The sequence below is a fragment of the Streptomyces sp. NPDC017676 genome, from assembly GCF_044329325.1.
Taxonomy (GTDB): Bacteria; Actinomycetota; Actinomycetes; order Streptomycetales; family Streptomycetaceae; genus Streptomyces.
Window position 1 is genome coordinate 86,125 of the sequence record NZ_JBIRJA010000023.1, and the last position, 15,878, is coordinate 102,002.

At 71.9% G+C, this 15,878-nt stretch carries 15 protein-coding genes; 10 read left to right on the forward strand and 5 right to left on the reverse strand.

Going from position 1 to position 15,878, the window contains the following annotated elements:
• The first annotated feature begins 78 nt into the window (after positions 1–78).
• Genes ACH4LD_RS37250 through ACH4LD_RS37265 form a run of 4 tightly spaced genes read left to right on the forward strand, consistent with a single transcriptional unit; the run spans position 79 to position 4,006 of the window.
• Positions 79–288, forward strand: coding sequence for an MbtH family protein (locus tag ACH4LD_RS37250; protein WP_398058658.1), 210 nt, complete (start codon positions 79–81; stop codon positions 286–288).
• 31 nt (positions 289–319) lie between these two features.
• The gene (locus ACH4LD_RS37255) at positions 320–1,288 is read left to right on the forward strand and encodes a TauD/TfdA family dioxygenase (protein WP_398058657.1); all 969 of its coding nucleotides are present in this window, start codon (positions 320–322) and stop codon (positions 1,286–1,288) included.
• 33 nt (positions 1,289–1,321) lie between these two features.
• Positions 1,322–2,605 (forward strand): diaminobutyrate--2-oxoglutarate transaminase, encoded by a 1,284-nt coding sequence (locus ACH4LD_RS37260; RefSeq protein WP_398058656.1) that lies wholly within the window; start codon positions 1,322–1,324, stop codon positions 2,603–2,605.
• Between the two features lie 54 nt (positions 2,606–2,659).
• Positions 2,660–4,006 carry a SidA/IucD/PvdA family monooxygenase gene (locus ACH4LD_RS37265; protein ID WP_398058655.1) on the forward strand — a complete coding sequence of 449 codons (1,347 nt, stop codon included), beginning with the start codon at positions 2,660–2,662 and terminating at the stop codon, positions 4,004–4,006.
• A 426-nt stretch (positions 4,007–4,432) separates the two neighbouring features.
• Here ACH4LD_RS37265 and ACH4LD_RS37270 read toward each other — a convergent pair whose 3' ends face one another.
• Together ACH4LD_RS37270 and ACH4LD_RS37275 are read right to left on the reverse strand one after the other, a co-directional pair.
• Positions 4,433–5,086 carry a LuxR C-terminal-related transcriptional regulator gene (locus ACH4LD_RS37270; RefSeq protein WP_398058654.1) on the reverse strand — a complete coding sequence of 218 codons (654 nt, stop codon included), beginning with the start codon at positions 5,084–5,086 and terminating at the stop codon, positions 4,433–4,435.
• A gap of 225 nt (positions 5,087–5,311) precedes the next feature.
• Entirely contained in the window at positions 5,312–6,031 is a 720-nt protein-coding gene (locus tag ACH4LD_RS37275) for an HAD family hydrolase (RefSeq protein WP_398058653.1), read from the reverse strand.
• A 400-nt stretch (positions 6,032–6,431) separates the two neighbouring features.
• Between ACH4LD_RS37275 and ACH4LD_RS37280 the strand changes: the two genes are divergently transcribed.
• Positions 6,432–7,046 (forward strand): ScbR family autoregulator-binding transcription factor, encoded by a 615-nt coding sequence (locus ACH4LD_RS37280; protein ID WP_132787904.1) that lies wholly within the window; start codon positions 6,432–6,434, stop codon positions 7,044–7,046.
• Between the two features lie 81 nt (positions 7,047–7,127).
• Here ACH4LD_RS37280 and ACH4LD_RS37285 read toward each other — a convergent pair whose 3' ends face one another.
• The 3 genes from ACH4LD_RS37285 to ACH4LD_RS37295 form a co-directional block, all read right to left on the reverse strand.
• Positions 7,128–7,727: a DUF6058 family natural product biosynthesis protein gene (locus ACH4LD_RS37285; RefSeq protein WP_398058652.1), complete on the reverse strand. Its 600-nt coding sequence runs from the start codon at positions 7,725–7,727 to the stop codon at positions 7,128–7,130.
• 306 nt (positions 7,728–8,033) lie between these two features.
• On the reverse strand, positions 8,034–8,729 hold the full coding sequence (locus tag ACH4LD_RS37290; protein WP_398058651.1) for a PASTA domain-containing protein: 696 nt from the start codon (positions 8,727–8,729) through the stop codon (positions 8,034–8,036).
• A 127-nt stretch (positions 8,730–8,856) separates the two neighbouring features.
• Entirely contained in the window at positions 8,857–9,840 is a 984-nt protein-coding gene (locus ACH4LD_RS37295; protein ID WP_398058650.1) for a tetratricopeptide repeat protein, read from the reverse strand.
• A gap of 134 nt (positions 9,841–9,974) precedes the next feature.
• Between ACH4LD_RS37295 and ACH4LD_RS37300 the strand changes: the two genes are divergently transcribed.
• The 5 genes from ACH4LD_RS37300 to ACH4LD_RS37320 all read left to right on the forward strand — a co-directional run bounded on the left by ACH4LD_RS37300 (position 9,975) and on the right by ACH4LD_RS37320 (position 15,872).
• Positions 9,975–10,976, forward strand: a complete 1,002-nt coding sequence (locus tag ACH4LD_RS37300) for an MDR family NADP-dependent oxidoreductase (protein WP_398058649.1) — start codon at positions 9,975–9,977, stop codon at positions 10,974–10,976.
• Between the two features lie 28 nt (positions 10,977–11,004).
• Positions 11,005–11,430 carry a MerR family transcriptional regulator gene (locus ACH4LD_RS37305; protein ID WP_398058648.1) on the forward strand — a complete coding sequence of 142 codons (426 nt, stop codon included), beginning with the start codon at positions 11,005–11,007 and terminating at the stop codon, positions 11,428–11,430.
• A gap of 161 nt (positions 11,431–11,591) precedes the next feature.
• Positions 11,592–11,864, forward strand: a complete 273-nt coding sequence (locus tag ACH4LD_RS37310; RefSeq protein WP_398058647.1) for a hypothetical protein — start codon at positions 11,592–11,594, stop codon at positions 11,862–11,864.
• A 486-nt stretch (positions 11,865–12,350) separates the two neighbouring features.
• A complete protein-coding gene (locus ACH4LD_RS37315) occupies positions 12,351–14,873 on the forward strand; it encodes an SdrD B-like domain-containing protein (RefSeq protein ID WP_398058646.1) in 2,523 nt (840 codons plus the stop codon).
• Between the two features lie 318 nt (positions 14,874–15,191).
• Positions 15,192–15,872, forward strand: coding sequence for a hypothetical protein (locus ACH4LD_RS37320; protein ID WP_398058709.1), 681 nt, complete (start codon positions 15,192–15,194; stop codon positions 15,870–15,872).
• Positions 15,873–15,878 lie beyond the last annotated feature (6 nt).

Below are 15,878 nucleotides of genomic sequence, written 5' to 3' on the forward strand. Positions count from 1 at the left end.
CCGGACGGCATCGCACACGCCGTCCGGCGACCGCACCACCCCGTCACCCCCCTTCCTCACGAAACAGGAAACACCACCATGACCAACCCCTTCGAGGACCCCGACGCCACCTACCTGGTCCTGGTCAACGACGAAGGCCAGCACTCGCTGTGGCCGCAGTTCGTGGCCGTGCCCGACGGCTGGGAGGCGCGCTTCGGCCCCGACGGCCGCACGGAGTGCCTGGCGTACATCGAGCGGGAGTGGACCGACATGCGCCCCCAGAGCCTGATCGAGGCGATGGGCGCATGACAGCGCGTCGACACCCGACGGGAGGACCGAGGTGACCGCCACCGAACAGCGCCCGGCAGAGCTGACCGGCACCGACCTGGCGGACCTCTCGCGGATCGCACACGGCCTGCTGCAAGGGGCGCCGGACCGGGTCGACGACCCGGCCTGGGTCGCCGACGCCCGCCGCGCCTGGGAGGAGACCCCCGCCCGGCTGCGCGCACGGGTACGGGAGTTCCGGCGGGACTCGGGCGCCGACGGCAGACTCCTGCTCACCGGACTGCCGATCCGCCCCGACCGGCTGCCCGGCACACCGACGGTCATGGGCTCGGCGCAGCGGACCCCCACGCTGCCCGCCGCGCTGCTCCTGCTGATCGCCCACGGACTGGGCGATCCCGCCTCGTTCGCGGCGGAGAAGAACGGCGCCCTGGTGCAGGACGTCGTCCCCGTGCCCGGCCAGGAGGAGTTCCAGGGCAACGCGGGCTCGGTGGAGCTGACGTTCCACACCGAGAACGCCTTCCACCCGCACCGGCCGGACTACGTCCTGCTGCTCTGCCTGCGCACCGACCACGAGGGACAGGCGGAGCTGCGCACCTGCTGCTCGCGCCGGGTGCTGCCCCGGCTGACGGACCGCACCCGCGAGGCACTGGCCCGGCCCGAGTTCGTCACCGACCCCCCGCCCTCCTTCGGCGGCGGTGGCGCCGGAAGCCTGCACGGCGTCCTCACCGGCGACCCGGAGGACCCCGACCTCTGCTACGACGAGTCGGCCACCCGGGCCCTGACCCCCGCCGGCCGCGCCGCGCTCCAGGAACTGAGCGCGGTGATCCGGAGCAGCTACGACGGTGTGCGGCTGCGCGCCGGAGACCTGGCCGTCGTGGACAACCGGGTCACCCTGCACGGCCGGTCCTCCTTCGTCCCGCGCTTCGACGGAGGGGACCGCTGGCTCCAGCGGACATTCGCCTTCACCGATCTGCGCCGGTCCCGGGACCACCGGCCGGCCGACGGAAACGTGCTGGTGAAGTGAGCGACGAACAGCGAAGGACAGGGAGTGCCGAGCATGACCGAGCCTGACCCCACCACCGTGTTCACCCGTCACGAGTCCCGTGTGCGCAGCTACTGCCGCGGCTTCCCGGCCGTGTTCGAGCGCGCGTCGGGGCACCACCTGTGGGACGTCGAGGGACGGCGGTACACCGACCTGCTGTGCGGTGCCGGCGCGCTCAACTACGGTCACAACCCGCCGGAGATGGTCGTCCGGGTGATCGACCACCTCGCGGCCGGCGGACCCGTGCAGTCCCTGGACCTGCACACCACCGCGAAGGCCGAGTTCCTCACCCGCCTCGCCGAGTCGGTGCTGGCACCGCGCGGTATGGACGACTACGTCGTGCAGTTCCCCGGCCCGGCGGGCACCCTCGCCGTCGAGGCGGCCCTGAAGCTGGCCCGCAAGGCGACCGGACGCTCACGGGTCATCGCCTTCCGCGACGGGTTCCACGGCGTCTCCCTCGGCTCCCTCGCCGCCACCTCCTCGCCGCTGCTGCGGTCCGCGGCCGGCACCACGCTGCGCGACGTGACGATCCTGCCCCGCGACGACGAGCGCGACGGGCGGACCTCCCTCGACGCGCTGGAGCGTGCGCTGCGGCCCGCCTCGCGCGCCGAGGCACCGGCCGCCGTGCTGCTGGAGACCGTCCAGGGCGAAGGCGGCCTGAACGTGGCGAGCCCCGCATGGCTGACCCGGGTGCGGGAGCTGGCGGACGAGGCCGGCGCACTCGTCGTCGTCGACGACATCCAGGCGGGCTGCGGCCGTACCGGGACCTTCTTCAGCTTCGAGCACGTCCCCGGCCTGCGGCCCGACCTGGTGTGCCTGTCCAAGTCGCTCGGCGGGATGGGCCTGCCCATGGCGGCCCTGCTGATCAGCCGCGACAAGGACGTCTGGGAACCGGGCGAGCACAACGGCACGTTCCGCGGCCACAACCTCGCCTTCGTGGCGGGGACGGTGGCGCTGGAGTACTGGTCCGACCCGCGGTTCACGAGCCAGGTGGCCCGGCTCACGGAGGCGATCCGCGCCTCGCTCCAGGACATCGTCGCGCGGCTTCCCGAGGGCGTCGCCCAGGTCGCCGGACGCGGTGCGATGAGCGGGCTGCGCTTCACCGGGCCCGAGCCGGTAGAGAACGTACGCCGCGCGCTGTTCCAGGCCGGGATCATCGCCGAGAGCGCGGGGGAGGGGCGGGTGCTGAAGTTCCTGCCGCCGCTGACGATGCCCGTCGCCGAATGGGAGGCGGTGGCGCTCACCATCGGCGATGTCGTCGTCAAGACCGTCGACACGGCTGTCCACCAGGCCGCCTGACGATCCATCACCTCCCACGCACGCACACGACAAGGACGAGGACGAGGACCAACTGTGACCATCGACAACGGCCGTACGGCGCAGGAGACGATCCACGACGTCATCGGCGTCGGGTTCGGCCCGGGCGGCATCGCGCTGGCCGCCGCCCTGGAGGAGGAGGCACCCGACATGGACTGCCTCTTCCTGGAGAGCCGCAGCGAGGCCGCCTGGCAGCCGGGCATGCTGCTGCGCGGCTCCGACACCCAGCACCACCCCAGCCGCGACCTCGCCACCCTGCGCAACCCGCGCAGCCGCTACACCTTCCTCAACTACCTGCACGAGACCGGCCGGCTGCTGGCCTTCCTCAACGTCCCGGCACACTTCCCGCTGCGCCGCGACTACGCCCGCTACGTGCGCTGGGTGGCGGCACAACTGTCCTCGTCCGTCGTGTACGACCGCAGGGCGACCACCGTCTCCGTCGCCTCCGACCCGGTTCCGCACTACGTCGTGGGGACCGCGTGCGGCCGGACGTACCGGGGGCGTGCCCTGGTCGTCGGCACCGGCCGGACCCCCTACGTCCCCGCGGAGTTCCGCGCCCACCTCGGCGACCGCGTCTGCCACAGCAGCGAGTACACCTGGCGGCTGGAGAAGCGGCGGGCGGCCAAGGGCGGCCCGCTCGACGTCGCGGTCGTCGGAGCCAGCCAGAGCGCGGCGGAGATCGCGCTCGACCTGCACTCCGCCGCCTCGGGCGACCGGGTCCACGCCGTCATGCGCGGCTTCGGCTACCGGCTGAAGGACACCAGCCCCTTCTCTGAGGAGGCCTACTTCCCCGAGTTCACCGACTACTACTTCAACGCCTCGCCTCAGGCCAGGGCCGACCTGAACGCCCAACTGCGGCCCAGCAACTACTCCTCCGTCGACCAGGACGTGCTGGAGAGCCTCTACGTACGGCGCTACGAGGACGGCGTCGACGGCGAGGAGCGGATCCTGCTCCACCGCAACCACGAGGTCACCGGCGTCGAGACCGGCGAGGGCCCGGTCCGGCTCGCCCTGCGCGAGCGCCACACCGGGGAGGTGAAGGAGGTGACGGCCGATCTGGTGGTCCTCGCCACCGGCTACCGCGACCTCGGCCCCGCCGAACACGACGAGCCGTACCCCGAGATCCTCGGCCCGGTGGCCGACGGGCTGGCCCTGGACGACACCGGTGTGCTCCGCGTGGAGCGGGACTACTCCGTCCCGCCCCGGCCGGGAGCCGGCGCACGACCGCCGCTGTTCCTCAACGGCCTGTGCGAGAACACCCATGGACTCGGCGACGCCGGCTCCTTCAGCCTCCTGTCGCTGCGCGCCCGCACCCTGCTGGAGGGGATCAGGCACCGGCTGGGCGACGGGCGGACGGCGGCCGGCGGCGGAGTGGGCGACTGACCGGCCGGCACGCCCCCGGAGGACGACCGGATCACGAGGGCCGGTGACGTGCCCCGCGGGCCGGTCCTCACCCGACTACCGGGGCGACGCGCCACCCCGCCTCACCCGTGGAGCCGGGCCCACCGGGGCCCGGCCGTACCGGAAGACGCGCAACCGTGCGACCGGCACCCCGGAACGACCGTCGAGGAGGCACGGGGGTGGCAGGCCCACACCCTGGGGCCGTTCGGCCTGCGGGTCTTCGGTGGAAGCCACTTCTTCCTCGCCGGCCACCGTGCCACCGTCGTGGAACTGCCGGCCGGGCAGTCGCACCGCGCCCGGAGCGGCGGTGCCAGCGTGCGCGGCGGGTGAGGGGCCGTACCGGTGCGCCGCCCGCGGCCGCGGTGGCCCGGCCGCGTGCGGCGCGCGTGCGGCGGTGGCTGGGGGCGGTCAGGAAGCGATGAACTCGGGCTGTACGCGCGGGGGCCACTCGCCGACGGCGAAGACTCCCAGGGCGTAGCCCTTGGAGATGAGGGCGGGCCGGTTGGTCACCTTCATCTTCCGCAGGAGCGACGCGACGTGGTACTCGACTCCGCCGCGGCTGAGGAAGAGTCTCGACGCGAGCTGGACGGTCGACTCGCCGGCGGCGACGCCTTCGAGGACGCGGGCGTGCACGGGGCTGAACAACTTCTGCCGTGCGGAGGCGACGAGGGGGCTCCGGGACCCGCTGGGCCGGAGAAGGACCACGATGGCCTCCACCCGGGCGCTGGCGCTCCCGTGCACGGCGATGCCGGTCAACTCGTCCTTCAGCGGCTTGCCCTCGGCGTCCACCAGGATCACGTCGTCCGCGAAACGCGCACTCCGTCCGTCGGCGAGCCGGGCGAACTCGCGACGCAGCCTCTCCCGCACACCCGGGTGCAGGTAGTCCAGGACGTCCCTGCCGAGGACATCCGCGGATGACGCACCGATGTGGCTGCAGAACGGGCCGTTCGCCGCCGAGATCCGCAGCTGTGGGTCCAGATGGGCGATACAGATGCCGGACTGCACGAAGACCGACCGGCAGATGTCACTGAAACGTTCCGTGGTGTGGTGGTCGGCTGCCACCGTGGATAATTCCTGAGAAGCGTGACCGGAATTCACCATGATCGAGAGTGGCCTCTCCTGCCCTGGGAACGGGCGCGATGTGCGTTGTGGGGAGCTTCGGGTGCCGACGTCAGATGCACTCGGAAGCATGTTCGCCATGCTAATCGGCAGTGGCTCGGGAACATTGCTCGCCGGTGCACGATCGCTTACCCCAAAGCGCACGATCGGCTCGCCCCACGGCGAGGGTCATGCGCCCCAGGGTTCCGGCGCCGGACCGGGGGTGTCCGAGGAGTCGGCCCAGGCCAGCAGTTCGGGGGCGTCGAGCGCCGGTAACCACAGGTCGGCCCGGGTGGCGCCGTCGCCCGACGGCCGGGGCCCGACGCCCAGGACCCGCAGTCCGGCACGGCGGGCCGCTTCCACACCGGTCAGGGAGTCCTCGATGGCCAGCGCCCGGTGCGGGCGGACACCGCAGAGGCGGGCCGCCGTGGCGTAGAGGTCCGGGTGCGGCTTGGGACGCAGGCCGTCCCCGGTGTCGGGGGCGACGATGTGCTGGAAGTGCGAGCGCAGCCCGGCCCGTTCGAGGCTGCCCTCCACCACCACTCTCGGGCAGTTGCTGGCCACCGCCAGCGGCAGCCGGGCGGAGAGCAGCCGGACGAGCCGGGCCGCGCCCGGCATCGTCACCGGGTCGTCGGTGACGAGTTCCAGGAAGTGGTCGAGGAGCGCGGCCGTCAGCGCTTCCGCCAGCTCCGGCTTGTGCGCCGACCGCGCCATCAGCCGGCCGCAGTCCTCGTAGTGCAGGCCCGTGGCCTCCTCCGCGAACCCCGGCGGTGGCTGGAGCCCGTACTCCCGGAAGGCCCGGTTGCGGGCCTCCCGCCAGTGGCGTTCGCTGTCCATCAGGGTGCCGTCACAGTCGAAGACGACCGCTTCGGGTGACCAGTCGAGAAGAGCGTTGACCGTGGTGCTCACGAGGGCCTCCTAGGTGTCCGCACGCATGGCGTACGACATTTCCGACCATCCGCAGCAAACGGAAAGATAGTGACGGCTACGTTATTTCCGTCAGGGCAAATCGGGCAATAACTCTATTCAGTGACTCGACGGCACCGGGATCCGGGCGTATGGCCGTGTGGCGGCGACAGCGGCAGGTTCGCGATCGACATCGTCAACACGACTGTCACGACAACCCAGTTGGCACACGCGCACGGTCGTGCCGCACCCGGCACGAACCCACGCCCCTCACCACCCGGCCGCGTTCCCTTTCGAAAGAAATGCGTAATTACCGCACGAGTGTGACCTATTCTGCGCCAGGCGTACGCTGGCGCACTGAATTCGTGGCCGGCGGAGGAAACGAGCGGGGGCGGACGGGACGTTGCAGGAACGGGCGAAGGCAACCCGTAGATCACTGCTGGAAGCGGCTGCCCAGCTCTTCGCCGAACAGGGGTACGCGGCCACCAGTGTCAACGACATGAGCGCCCGGTCGGGCCGGACCAGCGGCGCCGTCTATTTCCACTACGCCGGCAAGGAGGGCATCGCCGTCGCGGTCGTCCAGGACCGGTTCGCCACGTGGTCACAACTCGCCGCACGCTACGCGGACGAGGCGGTCCCCCCGGTCGAGCGGCTGGTCGCCCTCAGCTACGACATCGCCCAAGCCCTCGCCGAGGACCCGGTGACGCGTGCCGGCGCCCGCCTGTGGGCCGAGCGCGCCACCATCAACGCCCCCCTTCCCGACCCCTTCGCCCTGTGGACCGCCGCCGCCACGCGACTGCTCGCGCAGGCCCGGCTCGCCGGCCACCTGTACGCGCACATCCGCCCCGCCCGCACGGCCCGCACCCTGGTGCGCGCGTTCTTCGGCCTCTGCGCCCTCACCGAGGCGCTCGAAGGCACGGCCGTCGTCACCGACCGCCTGACCGACTGGTGGCAGCTGACCCTTCCCTCCCTCCGCCCGCACCCGGCGCGCGAGGAGCATTCGCCGACGGGCCGGTGACGACGGCCGGGCCCAGCGCCGTACACCGTGCGGCGCGGCCGCACGCGCCGGACGCGCCCGGGACGAGGCGAAGCCGTCCGCTCACGTGCGCGGGAAGCGGGCGCGCATGGCGTCGATGCAGGTGTCCCGGGACGTGGGTCCGCCGAACCGGAGACGGTCATAGGCCGTGAAGGCCGGTTCCAGGGCGTCGAGTTCGTCGACCAGGGCGTGCAGCCGCTCGGAGCACCGCGCCGAACCGGCGTCCAGCTCGTCGGCCGCGGCACCGATCGCGGCCGTCAGGTGATCCTTGCGCTGGATGGTGGCCGGGGTCACCGAGCGCAGACACACGTACTGCCCGCTGAGATACGCGTCCCACTCCGCCTTACCGATGGCCGGGTCGGCCCAGTGGGCGGTGAACCACGCTTCGAGCAGATCCACGCCGCCGGCCTCGTCGGCGAGGGCGAACAGGTCGGCCGGCACCATCTCGGCACCGTCGGAGCGCAGATACCCCGGAAGCGGCAGACGCCGCCCCAGCATCAGCCGACGGACCTCGTCGGCTTCGCGGCCCCGCACCGCGCACAGTTCCTCCAGGACCACGAACTGCGTGCTGACGTACACGTCATCCGCATCGGTCATCGGATGGTCGCCGTTGACCTCCCGGAACCGCTCCACGAGCTGCTGCTTCAGGTCTGTCTCCGGCACGAGGGGCCTCCGGCGTCATCATCGCGGGCGTCTCCCGCACAGGACTCCGCACGCTACGGGCCGGACGGTTCGGCACGCACCGAACCCTCAGCCGCACGGGACGGCGCACGTCGCACGGGTGGCCCCGGGCTGCCCGTGCGGCCGGCCGCCGAGGTGCCGGGGCGCCGGGGGAGCGGTGGTGTGGTGGCGCGGCGGTTTGGTGACGCGGTGGTGTGGTGAAGCGGTTTCTACCGGAGGATCCCTCCAGCGCGGTCGGCGCGGGTGGCGGAGGCCCGGGGGGAGCGGCGCGCCGGGCCTCGTCCGTGTCTACGGGCAGTTCTCCCCGTACTTCACCGCGTTCAGCGTGACCGGCTGCCCGTTCAGCTTCGCGCCCGCGGCCGGCTTCTGGCCGCACACTCGCCAGTTCGACTCCAACAGCACGAACCGGTCCTCGCCGCTGACGTCGTTGACGGTGAGGGACGTGCCGCTGTCCAGCGCCTGGCGGGCGGCCTTCACGCTCTTGCCGTGGAAGTCCGGCATCGTCCCGCCGGCGGCCGACGGCTCGTCCTGGTCCTCGGCCGGGCAGGTCTCCGACAGCTTGACCGCGCCGAAGTCGAGCTTCGTGGTGGTGGCAGTCGTCGTGCCGGCCTTGATGTTCTGGGAGCAGACCTTCCAGTCGCGGTCGAGGATCTGCATGCGGGCGCGGCCGGAGGAGTCGTGCGAGGTGAGGCTGTAGAAGCCGGTCTCCTGGGCGTGGTCCTGGGCGGACTGCAGGCCCATGCCGACGAAGTCGGGCACGGCCTTCTTCTCGTCCTCCTGTGACACCGCGTCGGCCTTGCTGCCGGCCTTGCTGTCGGCGTCGGCGGGTGTCGGGGTGGCCGCGGCGCTGGAGGCGACGCTCGACGGGGCCGGTGCGGCGGAGGCGTTGTCCTTGCCGCCGTTGTCGCCGTTGACGGCGTTGCCGATGGCGCCGATGACGATGACGCCGCCTGCGATGCCGCCGATGAGCTTCCAGTTGGCCACGGGGCCCCTCCCTGGGTGGTGCTGTGTGGTGCAGAGGAGGAGCGTAAACGGAAGGTAAGCAATGTGTGGAATCGGTGATGACTCTGTGACCGGATCGGGTGGCGGGCGAAGGACGACGGCGTCGGCCTCAGCTGTTCTTCACGCGCCGGGCCGCGGCCACGAGTTCGGCAGGCAGCGCGGGACCGGCACACGCGTGATCGATCAGCAGGTCCCGGTACGAGTCGTTCGGCAGGTCCGGCGCCAGTTCGATGAGTTCGCTCAGATCGGCACGCGAACCGGTGGGTCGTGCACGGTAGGCGGCCCCGGCCGCGCGAAGTGAGAGCTCCGCCGGCTCGTGCCGCAGCCCCTGATCGACCAGCCGGACCGCGGAGGCGAAGTCGCCCTGCTCGGCACGCACATCGGCCAGGTCGAGGTAGAGCGACCAGTTGGCCGGTTCCAGGGCGAGAGCGCGCTCGAACGCCGCCACCGTCTGCCGGGAATCACCCAGTTTGCGCCAGGTGCCGGCACGCACGACTTCCGTCAGCATGATCCGCTCAACGGAGTCCGCCTGGTCGCAGAGGGCGAACGACGCGTCGGTGAGACCGCATGCCCGCAGCAGGATCGCCATCTTGGCCAGCGCCTCCGGCAACGGTTGGCGGGCAGAGACCACGTCGATGGCCTCGAACCAGGGCCGGAATCGTTCCCGCATGCTCTCGGTGTCCAGATCATGGCCACGGTCCATCGTCCGCATGGCGGCCTCGGCCAGCGCGTCGGCACTCACCACACCGAGAAATCGTTCATCGCCGAACCACGGTGCGCGGCTCCAGGCGATGTCGGGTCGCACACCCGTGACCGATCCGATGGCCAGTGCCGCGCCGTCCATGTCGCCCTGAAGGAAGCTGATGTACGACTGCGCCAGGACCGTCCTCAAGGAGTCGGCACCCCGCACCAGCTCGGCCAGCTCCGACGGCTCGTCCCTCCACAACTCGGCGAGGACCGCATAGGGCTCGGGGTCCTCCGGTGCGGAGGCGACGGCACCCGCCAGATAGTGCACGGCTGCTGATGGACTGCCCCCGCAGTGCGCCATCACCCGCGCGAGACCCACTCCCGTTGTCACCGCCTGATTCGGCATCGTCCGAGGGTACCGCCGGTCCGACCTCCGTCGGCCGTCCCCCGGCTCGCTCGGCCCGATGCCACGGTGCCCGCCCGCGACCACACGCCCGCCGTCTTGCCCCTGACCCACGGGTCAGGGCTTAGCGTCCGGACATGAACGCGACTCACCGTCTCGTACGTCTGGCCCGCCGCCCCGCCGGACTGCCGACTCCCCAGGACTTCGCCCTGGTGCGGGCCCCCGTCCCTCGTCCGGAGGTCGGCCAGGTACTCGTCCGCAACACCCATTTCCTCGTCTTCCCGGGCTTGCGCACCCTCATCGGAGGCGAGACCCGCGATGTCCCCCTGCCGCCGCTGCACCCCGGCGACACCCTGTTCGGCCCCGCGATCGGCGAGGTGGTCGACGGTCCGCTGGAGAAGGGCCAGTTGGTGCTGCACCTTCAAGGGTGGCGGGAGTACGCGACGCCCCCCGCCGCCGAGTGCAGGCCGCTGGAGGGCGTCCTGCCCGACCCGGTGGCCCACCTCGCCCAGGGCTCCGCCGCGTACGGCGCGTTGACCCGGCTGGCCGAGGTCCATGAGGGCGACACCGTGTTCGTGACCGGGGCCGCCGGCGCCGTCGGCACTCTGGCGGGCCAGATCGCCCGGCTGCTCGGTGCCGCACGCGTGGTCGGCAGCACCGGCTCACCGGACAAGGCCCTGCGACTTGAGCGGGAACTCGGCTACGACGCCACAGTTGTGCGCGGAGCGGCCCCGATCGCCTCGCAGCTCGCCGAGGCCGCGCCGGACGGCATCGACGTCGTCCTGGACACCGTGGGCGGGGAACAACTGACGGCCGCCGTCCACGCTGCCAACCGCGGAGCCCGGTTCGCCCTGGTGGGCGCACTGGACGGTCAGCTGTCCCCGGACCGAGCGGGCGGCAGCGCGCCGGCTGTGCTCGACACGTACCGGCTGCTGAACAGGGGCATCACGATCGCCGGGTACAGCGGCGTGGACCACCCGGATGTCGAGGAGGAGTGGGAGGCCCGCTTCGGGGACTGGCTGCGCGCGGGCGGCATCCGGTTCCCGTACACCACGGTCCACGGAATCGAGCGCGCACCGGAGGCGTTGCCCGAACTGATCGCAGGCCGTTCCTTCGGGGCGACCATCGTGGAGCTGTAGGACGTGGAGCCGTAGGACGGGAGAGCGCATGCGGATCGGCGAGGCAGCGGCGGCGGCCGGCACCACACCACGCGCTCTGCGCCTGTACGAGGCCCGCGGCCTCCTCCGGCCCCCGCCACGCACCCTGTCCGGCCAACGCGAGTACGGGCCCGCCGAAGTGGCCCGCGTCCGCGTCATCCGCGACCTGCTGGCGCTGGGCCTCACCCTCGACGACCTCCGCCGCCGCGCCCACCGCCTCGACCTCCTCGTCCAGGACCCGCCGAGAGCCTGCACCGGCGGCTCCGGCGAGTTCAGCGACGTCGTGGCCGGGCGCCTGGCCGTCCTGGACGCGGAGATCGCCCGTCTCACACACCTGCGTCAGAGCCTCGCGGCAGCCGCCGGAGGACCAGGGGACACCCCGGTCCCGCCGACCGTCCCCGACGGCAGCGATGTCACGCCTGAGCCCGAGCGCTGAACCCCGGCGGACCGCCCACCGGTGCATCCCGCGCAGGCGCCGGATCGGGCGGCTGCGAGCGGGGAGCCGTCACCGCCCGACACGAAGTCGAGCCCGGGCACCGAGAGCCGTACCAGGCTCGGCGGACCCCCGCTGTCAGTGGCGGATGCGAGGCTGACCGGATGGACCGTTATGAGGAGGAGCTGCTACGCCGCCGGGTCTACGGCGCCGACCACGATCACCCCGGCCCGCGGCCGGACCGGCGCTACGCCGAACTGGTCGGCGGGCCGCTGGACGGGCTGCTGCTCGACGTCACCGGCCGGAAACATGACGAAGTCGGCACCGGCGTCGCGCTGCCCACCGAGCTGGGGCAGTTCGGCGCCGGCGGCCGCGCGGTGTACGACCCGCGCCCCGGCGACCCGGCCCGTTTCGACTGGGCCGGCGACACCCCGTGACCGTCCCGGGCCGCCCGTCCAGCGATGACGCCGGTTCTTCGTGGATTCTCCGGGACGGTGCGCGGAATCCGCCGTCGGCGCGGAAACTCGCCGTCTCCCGGGACGAGTAAGCCCGGACGGCACGGACCCGACGGGACCAGATTCGGCCATTTCGTTGTCGCACATTCTTCCGGTCGCCATTCCCCGGGCGCTCGGGGAATATCGCGGATCCCGCTGGATGCGAGGGATTCCGGGTTCTGGTGGTTGCGACGAGACTCCAGGGGATAGGATATCGCGCGCTGCACGCGACGGCGGTCGGTGAGGTCGGGGGTGGGGGGAAGGCACCGTGATTGAGCTGCGAGAACACGCGACCTGCGACGCTTACAACTCACCCACAATTTCCCCATCTGATCACCGCGGAGCGGTCCACGCACCAACAGTGGGCCCTTTTTTCTTCCGTGCCGTTCGCTGCGTTCTCACGACAAGAGAAGTGTGGAGAGTGATGCCATGAACCGACTCGGCAGAGACCCGCGCCGGTTACCCTGGAGGCTCGCGGAGCCGCCGGCGCGCATAGCGTTATCCGTTCTCCTGCTCGCGGGCGGCGCCGTCGGAGCGACGGCCGGACCCGCCGCCGCTTCGGCCGCCGACGGCACGCTGACGGTCCAGGTGCTGCGCGACTTCTTCGGCACCGGCGTGATCAACACGACGATGGACGTGCCGCAGCGGGGCATGAAAGTGAAGATCTCCGACCCCGCGGGGCACGTCGTCACCGGCGTCACGGACGCCACCGGAAAGGTCGTGGTGTCGCCGTCGACCGTGCTGAGCGGCGGCCGGTACCGCGTCGACGTCAGCGTCCCCGCGCCGTACGACGGCTATCTGCGGGCGGCGCCCGCGTCGACGGGCGAGAACCACTTCGACAGCTTCACGTCGTTCGTGGACGTGTCGGACGGGAAGAACGCCTCGGTGGTGGCGGGGGTGTGGGACCCGGCCGACTACGCGCTGCCGGACTCACGGTACTTCGTACCGGTCCACAGCGGCGCCAACAGCACCGACAACCGGGCGTTGGTGGCCTTCGGGACGAAGACCCGGGGCACATGTCCCACCGATGTCGCGTGCCCGGCCACGCTGGCCACACAGGACCAGGTGGGCACGACGTTCGGGCTGGCGTACGACACGCACCGGACCCGGCTGTTCCAGAGCGCGTTCGCCCGGCGCTACGCCCCCTACGGACCGCAGGGCGGGGGCGCGATCTACACGGTGCCCGTCAACGGCTCGGCCGCGCCGGAGCTGTTCGCGCGGGTGCCCGACGCCGCGGTGACGCGGCACGACACCGCCAACATGATCAAGGACGCCGGATTCACCGACGCGCCGGGCAAGGAGAGCATCGGTGGCCTGGCCCTGTCGGAGGACGGCTCCACGCTGTACGCGGTGAACCTGCGGACCCGCAGCCTGGTGAGCTTCGACGCGACAGGGACCACCGCCGCGGCGCCCAAGTCGACGGTCCCGATCCCGGACCCGGGGTGCGCGAGCCCCGGCGACTGGCGGCCGTTCGGTCTCCAGGTCCACAACAACACGCTGTACGTCGGCGGCGTGTGCAGCGCGGAGAGCACGCAGCAGCGCGCGGACCTGAAGGCCGTCGTCTCCACCTACGACGGCGACCGGTTCACCACGGTGCTGAGCCACCCGCTCACCTACGAACGCGGCAGCGTCTTCGGTACCGGCGACAAGGCCACCCACTGGAACCCGTGGAACACCAGCCTGGACACGTGGGACGACCGGAAGGCGGGCAACGTCTTCATCGATCCCCAACCGGAGCTGTCCTCCCTCGCCTTCGGCCGCGACGGCTCGATGATCCTGGGCTTCCGCGACCGGTTCATGGACGTGCTCAGCTGGGGCGGGCTGGACCCCCGCCCCGGGAACGACACGGCGGAGAACGGCATGTCCGGTGGTGACATCACCATGGTCTGCGCCACTCCCACCGGTGAATACCAGTGGGAAGGCACCGGCAGCTGTCCCAACCACGCCACCCCCGCCAACAGCGGCGGCCAGCCCGCCGGTGTCGTCGAGTACTTCCCGGGTGACTCCTACGCCGGCGCGCACCAGGAGACCGCGCTGGGGTCGGTGGCCTACATCCCGCAGCAGCAGTGGGTCGTCAGCACGGAGTTCGACCCGGTCGTCAACGTCGCGACCTCCGGGACCGGGTACCACGACATCACGACCGGTGAGGGCCCGGGCAACAACCCGACTGCCAACGGGTTCCAGTTCGTCAGCCAGGCACAAGGCGGGTTCGGCAAGGCCGGCGGGCTCGGTGACATCGCGTACGCGGCGGCGAACGCGCCGATCCAGATCGGCAACGTCGTGTGGTTCGACGGCGATCACAACGGGATCCAGGACCCGGGGCACGTGCTGCTGCCGGGGGCGACGATCAACCTGCTGGACAAGGACGGCAAACAGGTCGCCACGACCAGGACCAACGCCGCCGGCGAGTACTACTTCGGTGGTGTGGGCGCCGCGTACGAGCTCACACCGGGCGCGAAGTACACGGTGCAGTTCGACGTGTGCACCGCGGACACCAGCCAGGTGCCCGGGCAACCCCCGGCGAGCAGGCTGAGGTTCACGCTCCCGCGGGCCGGTACCGACCGTGTGCACGACTCCAATGTGACCCCGCCGACCACCGGGCCGCTGTGCAACGGCTACGCGCCCGTCACGGCTCCGGTCAAGGCGGGCGGGGTCGATCACACGATCGACGCCGGGGTGTACATCCCGAAGAAGACGCCGGCCCCGACGCCGACTCCCACAGCGACGTCGTCCTCCACACCGGAACCGACTCCGACGCCGCCCACGGCCTCCACGCCGCCGTCGGCCGCGCCGCCCGCCAACCACCCGGCCCCGGCCGGCGGAGACGGGGGTTCGCTGGCGAGCACCGGTACCTCCGGGCTGGCGGAGATGATCGGCATCGTCGGTCTGCTGGTGGGTGCGGGCCTGGTCATCGCGTTCGTGACCCGGAATCGTCGCGCCCGGCACCACTGAACACACCGCACAACGGTGATCCGGCCGTCCGCGATCCGGACGGCGCGGACGGGCGGATCACGTCTCGGCCGGTCCAGGAGGGCCGGCCCTGGCGTGGTCCGCCACCGGACTGCCGAGTGCCGCCGCCAGTCCGCGGCGGCCGGACGGCTGGTGATCGAAAGGATGGAGCGGAGAGTGTCAGCGTCGAACCGCGTGCGCGGCGTGAGGACCCGGCAAGCCCCACCGGGCCGTCCGGCCGACCGGCGCCGATGGCCGCGGTCGCGCCGGAACGCGGCCGTCATCGGCATCGCGGCCGTCGCCCTGGCCGCGGTGGCCGCCCTGGCCGCGTTCCTGCTCGCCGACGACGGCTCCGACGCCGGCGGTCCGCGCTCGCTGACGACGGATGAGGCGAGCAGGCTCGCGATCACGCGGTTCCGCAACTACCAGGCGCACGGCCGCGCGGTGACGATCACCGTACCGGGCACCGCCGGCGGGCTGACCGTCACCGGGTCCGTCGACTATCGGCGCAAGGTGGGGTACGGCGTGGTGCACGGCACCGGACGCGACCGGTCCAGCGACGGGCTGATCCAGTGGACGCCCACCTCGGTGCACGTCCACCCGATGGCGGACGCCCCGGCGCACGCACCCGCGTCGCCGCCCCGTACGGGCTGGTACGACCGGCCGCTGCTGGCGTCCGGCAGCGCGCTGGACACCTCCCTGTCCATCACGCTCGGTCTCGGCGGCGACCGGCCGGACAACGCCGAACTGCTGCCGCAGAACGGCGCCGCCTGGTGGGGGCGGGAGCGGGTGGACGGGCGCTCGGTGGACGTCATGACCGGGCCGTCCTCCCCCGGCCGCTCCGGTACGGCGGGCAACGTGCGCTACTGGATCGGCTCCGACGGCACCATGTACCGGGTCCGCTTCAGCGTGGGCTCGCAGCCGGAGCCGGTGGTCATCGACTTCGACACCCACACGTACGTTCCGGTCGAGCCGGTGCCCGGAACCACCCCGACCCGGTAACCGCTG

Bases quoted from the DNA above. Each gene is read 5' to 3' on its own strand.
- ACH4LD_RS37250 (WP_398058658.1), top strand. From the start codon at position 79: ATGACCAACCCCTTCGAGGACCCCGACGCCACCTACCTGGTCCTGGTC.
- ACH4LD_RS37260 (WP_398058656.1), top strand. From the start codon at position 1,322: ATGACCGAGCCTGACCCCACCACCGTGTTCACCCGTCACGAGTCCCGT.
- ACH4LD_RS37295 (WP_398058650.1), bottom strand. From the start codon at position 9,840: ATGCCGAATCAGGCGGTGACAACGGGAGTGGGTCTCGCGCGGGTGATG.
- ACH4LD_RS37300 (WP_398058649.1), top strand. From the start codon at position 9,975: ATGAACGCGACTCACCGTCTCGTACGTCTGGCCCGCCGCCCCGCCGGA.
- ACH4LD_RS37305 (WP_398058648.1), top strand. From the start codon at position 11,005: ATGCGGATCGGCGAGGCAGCGGCGGCGGCCGGCACCACACCACGCGCT.
- ACH4LD_RS37310 (WP_398058647.1), top strand. From the start codon at position 11,592: ATGGACCGTTATGAGGAGGAGCTGCTACGCCGCCGGGTCTACGGCGCC.
- ACH4LD_RS37315 (WP_398058646.1), top strand. From the start codon at position 12,351: ATGAACCGACTCGGCAGAGACCCGCGCCGGTTACCCTGGAGGCTCGCG.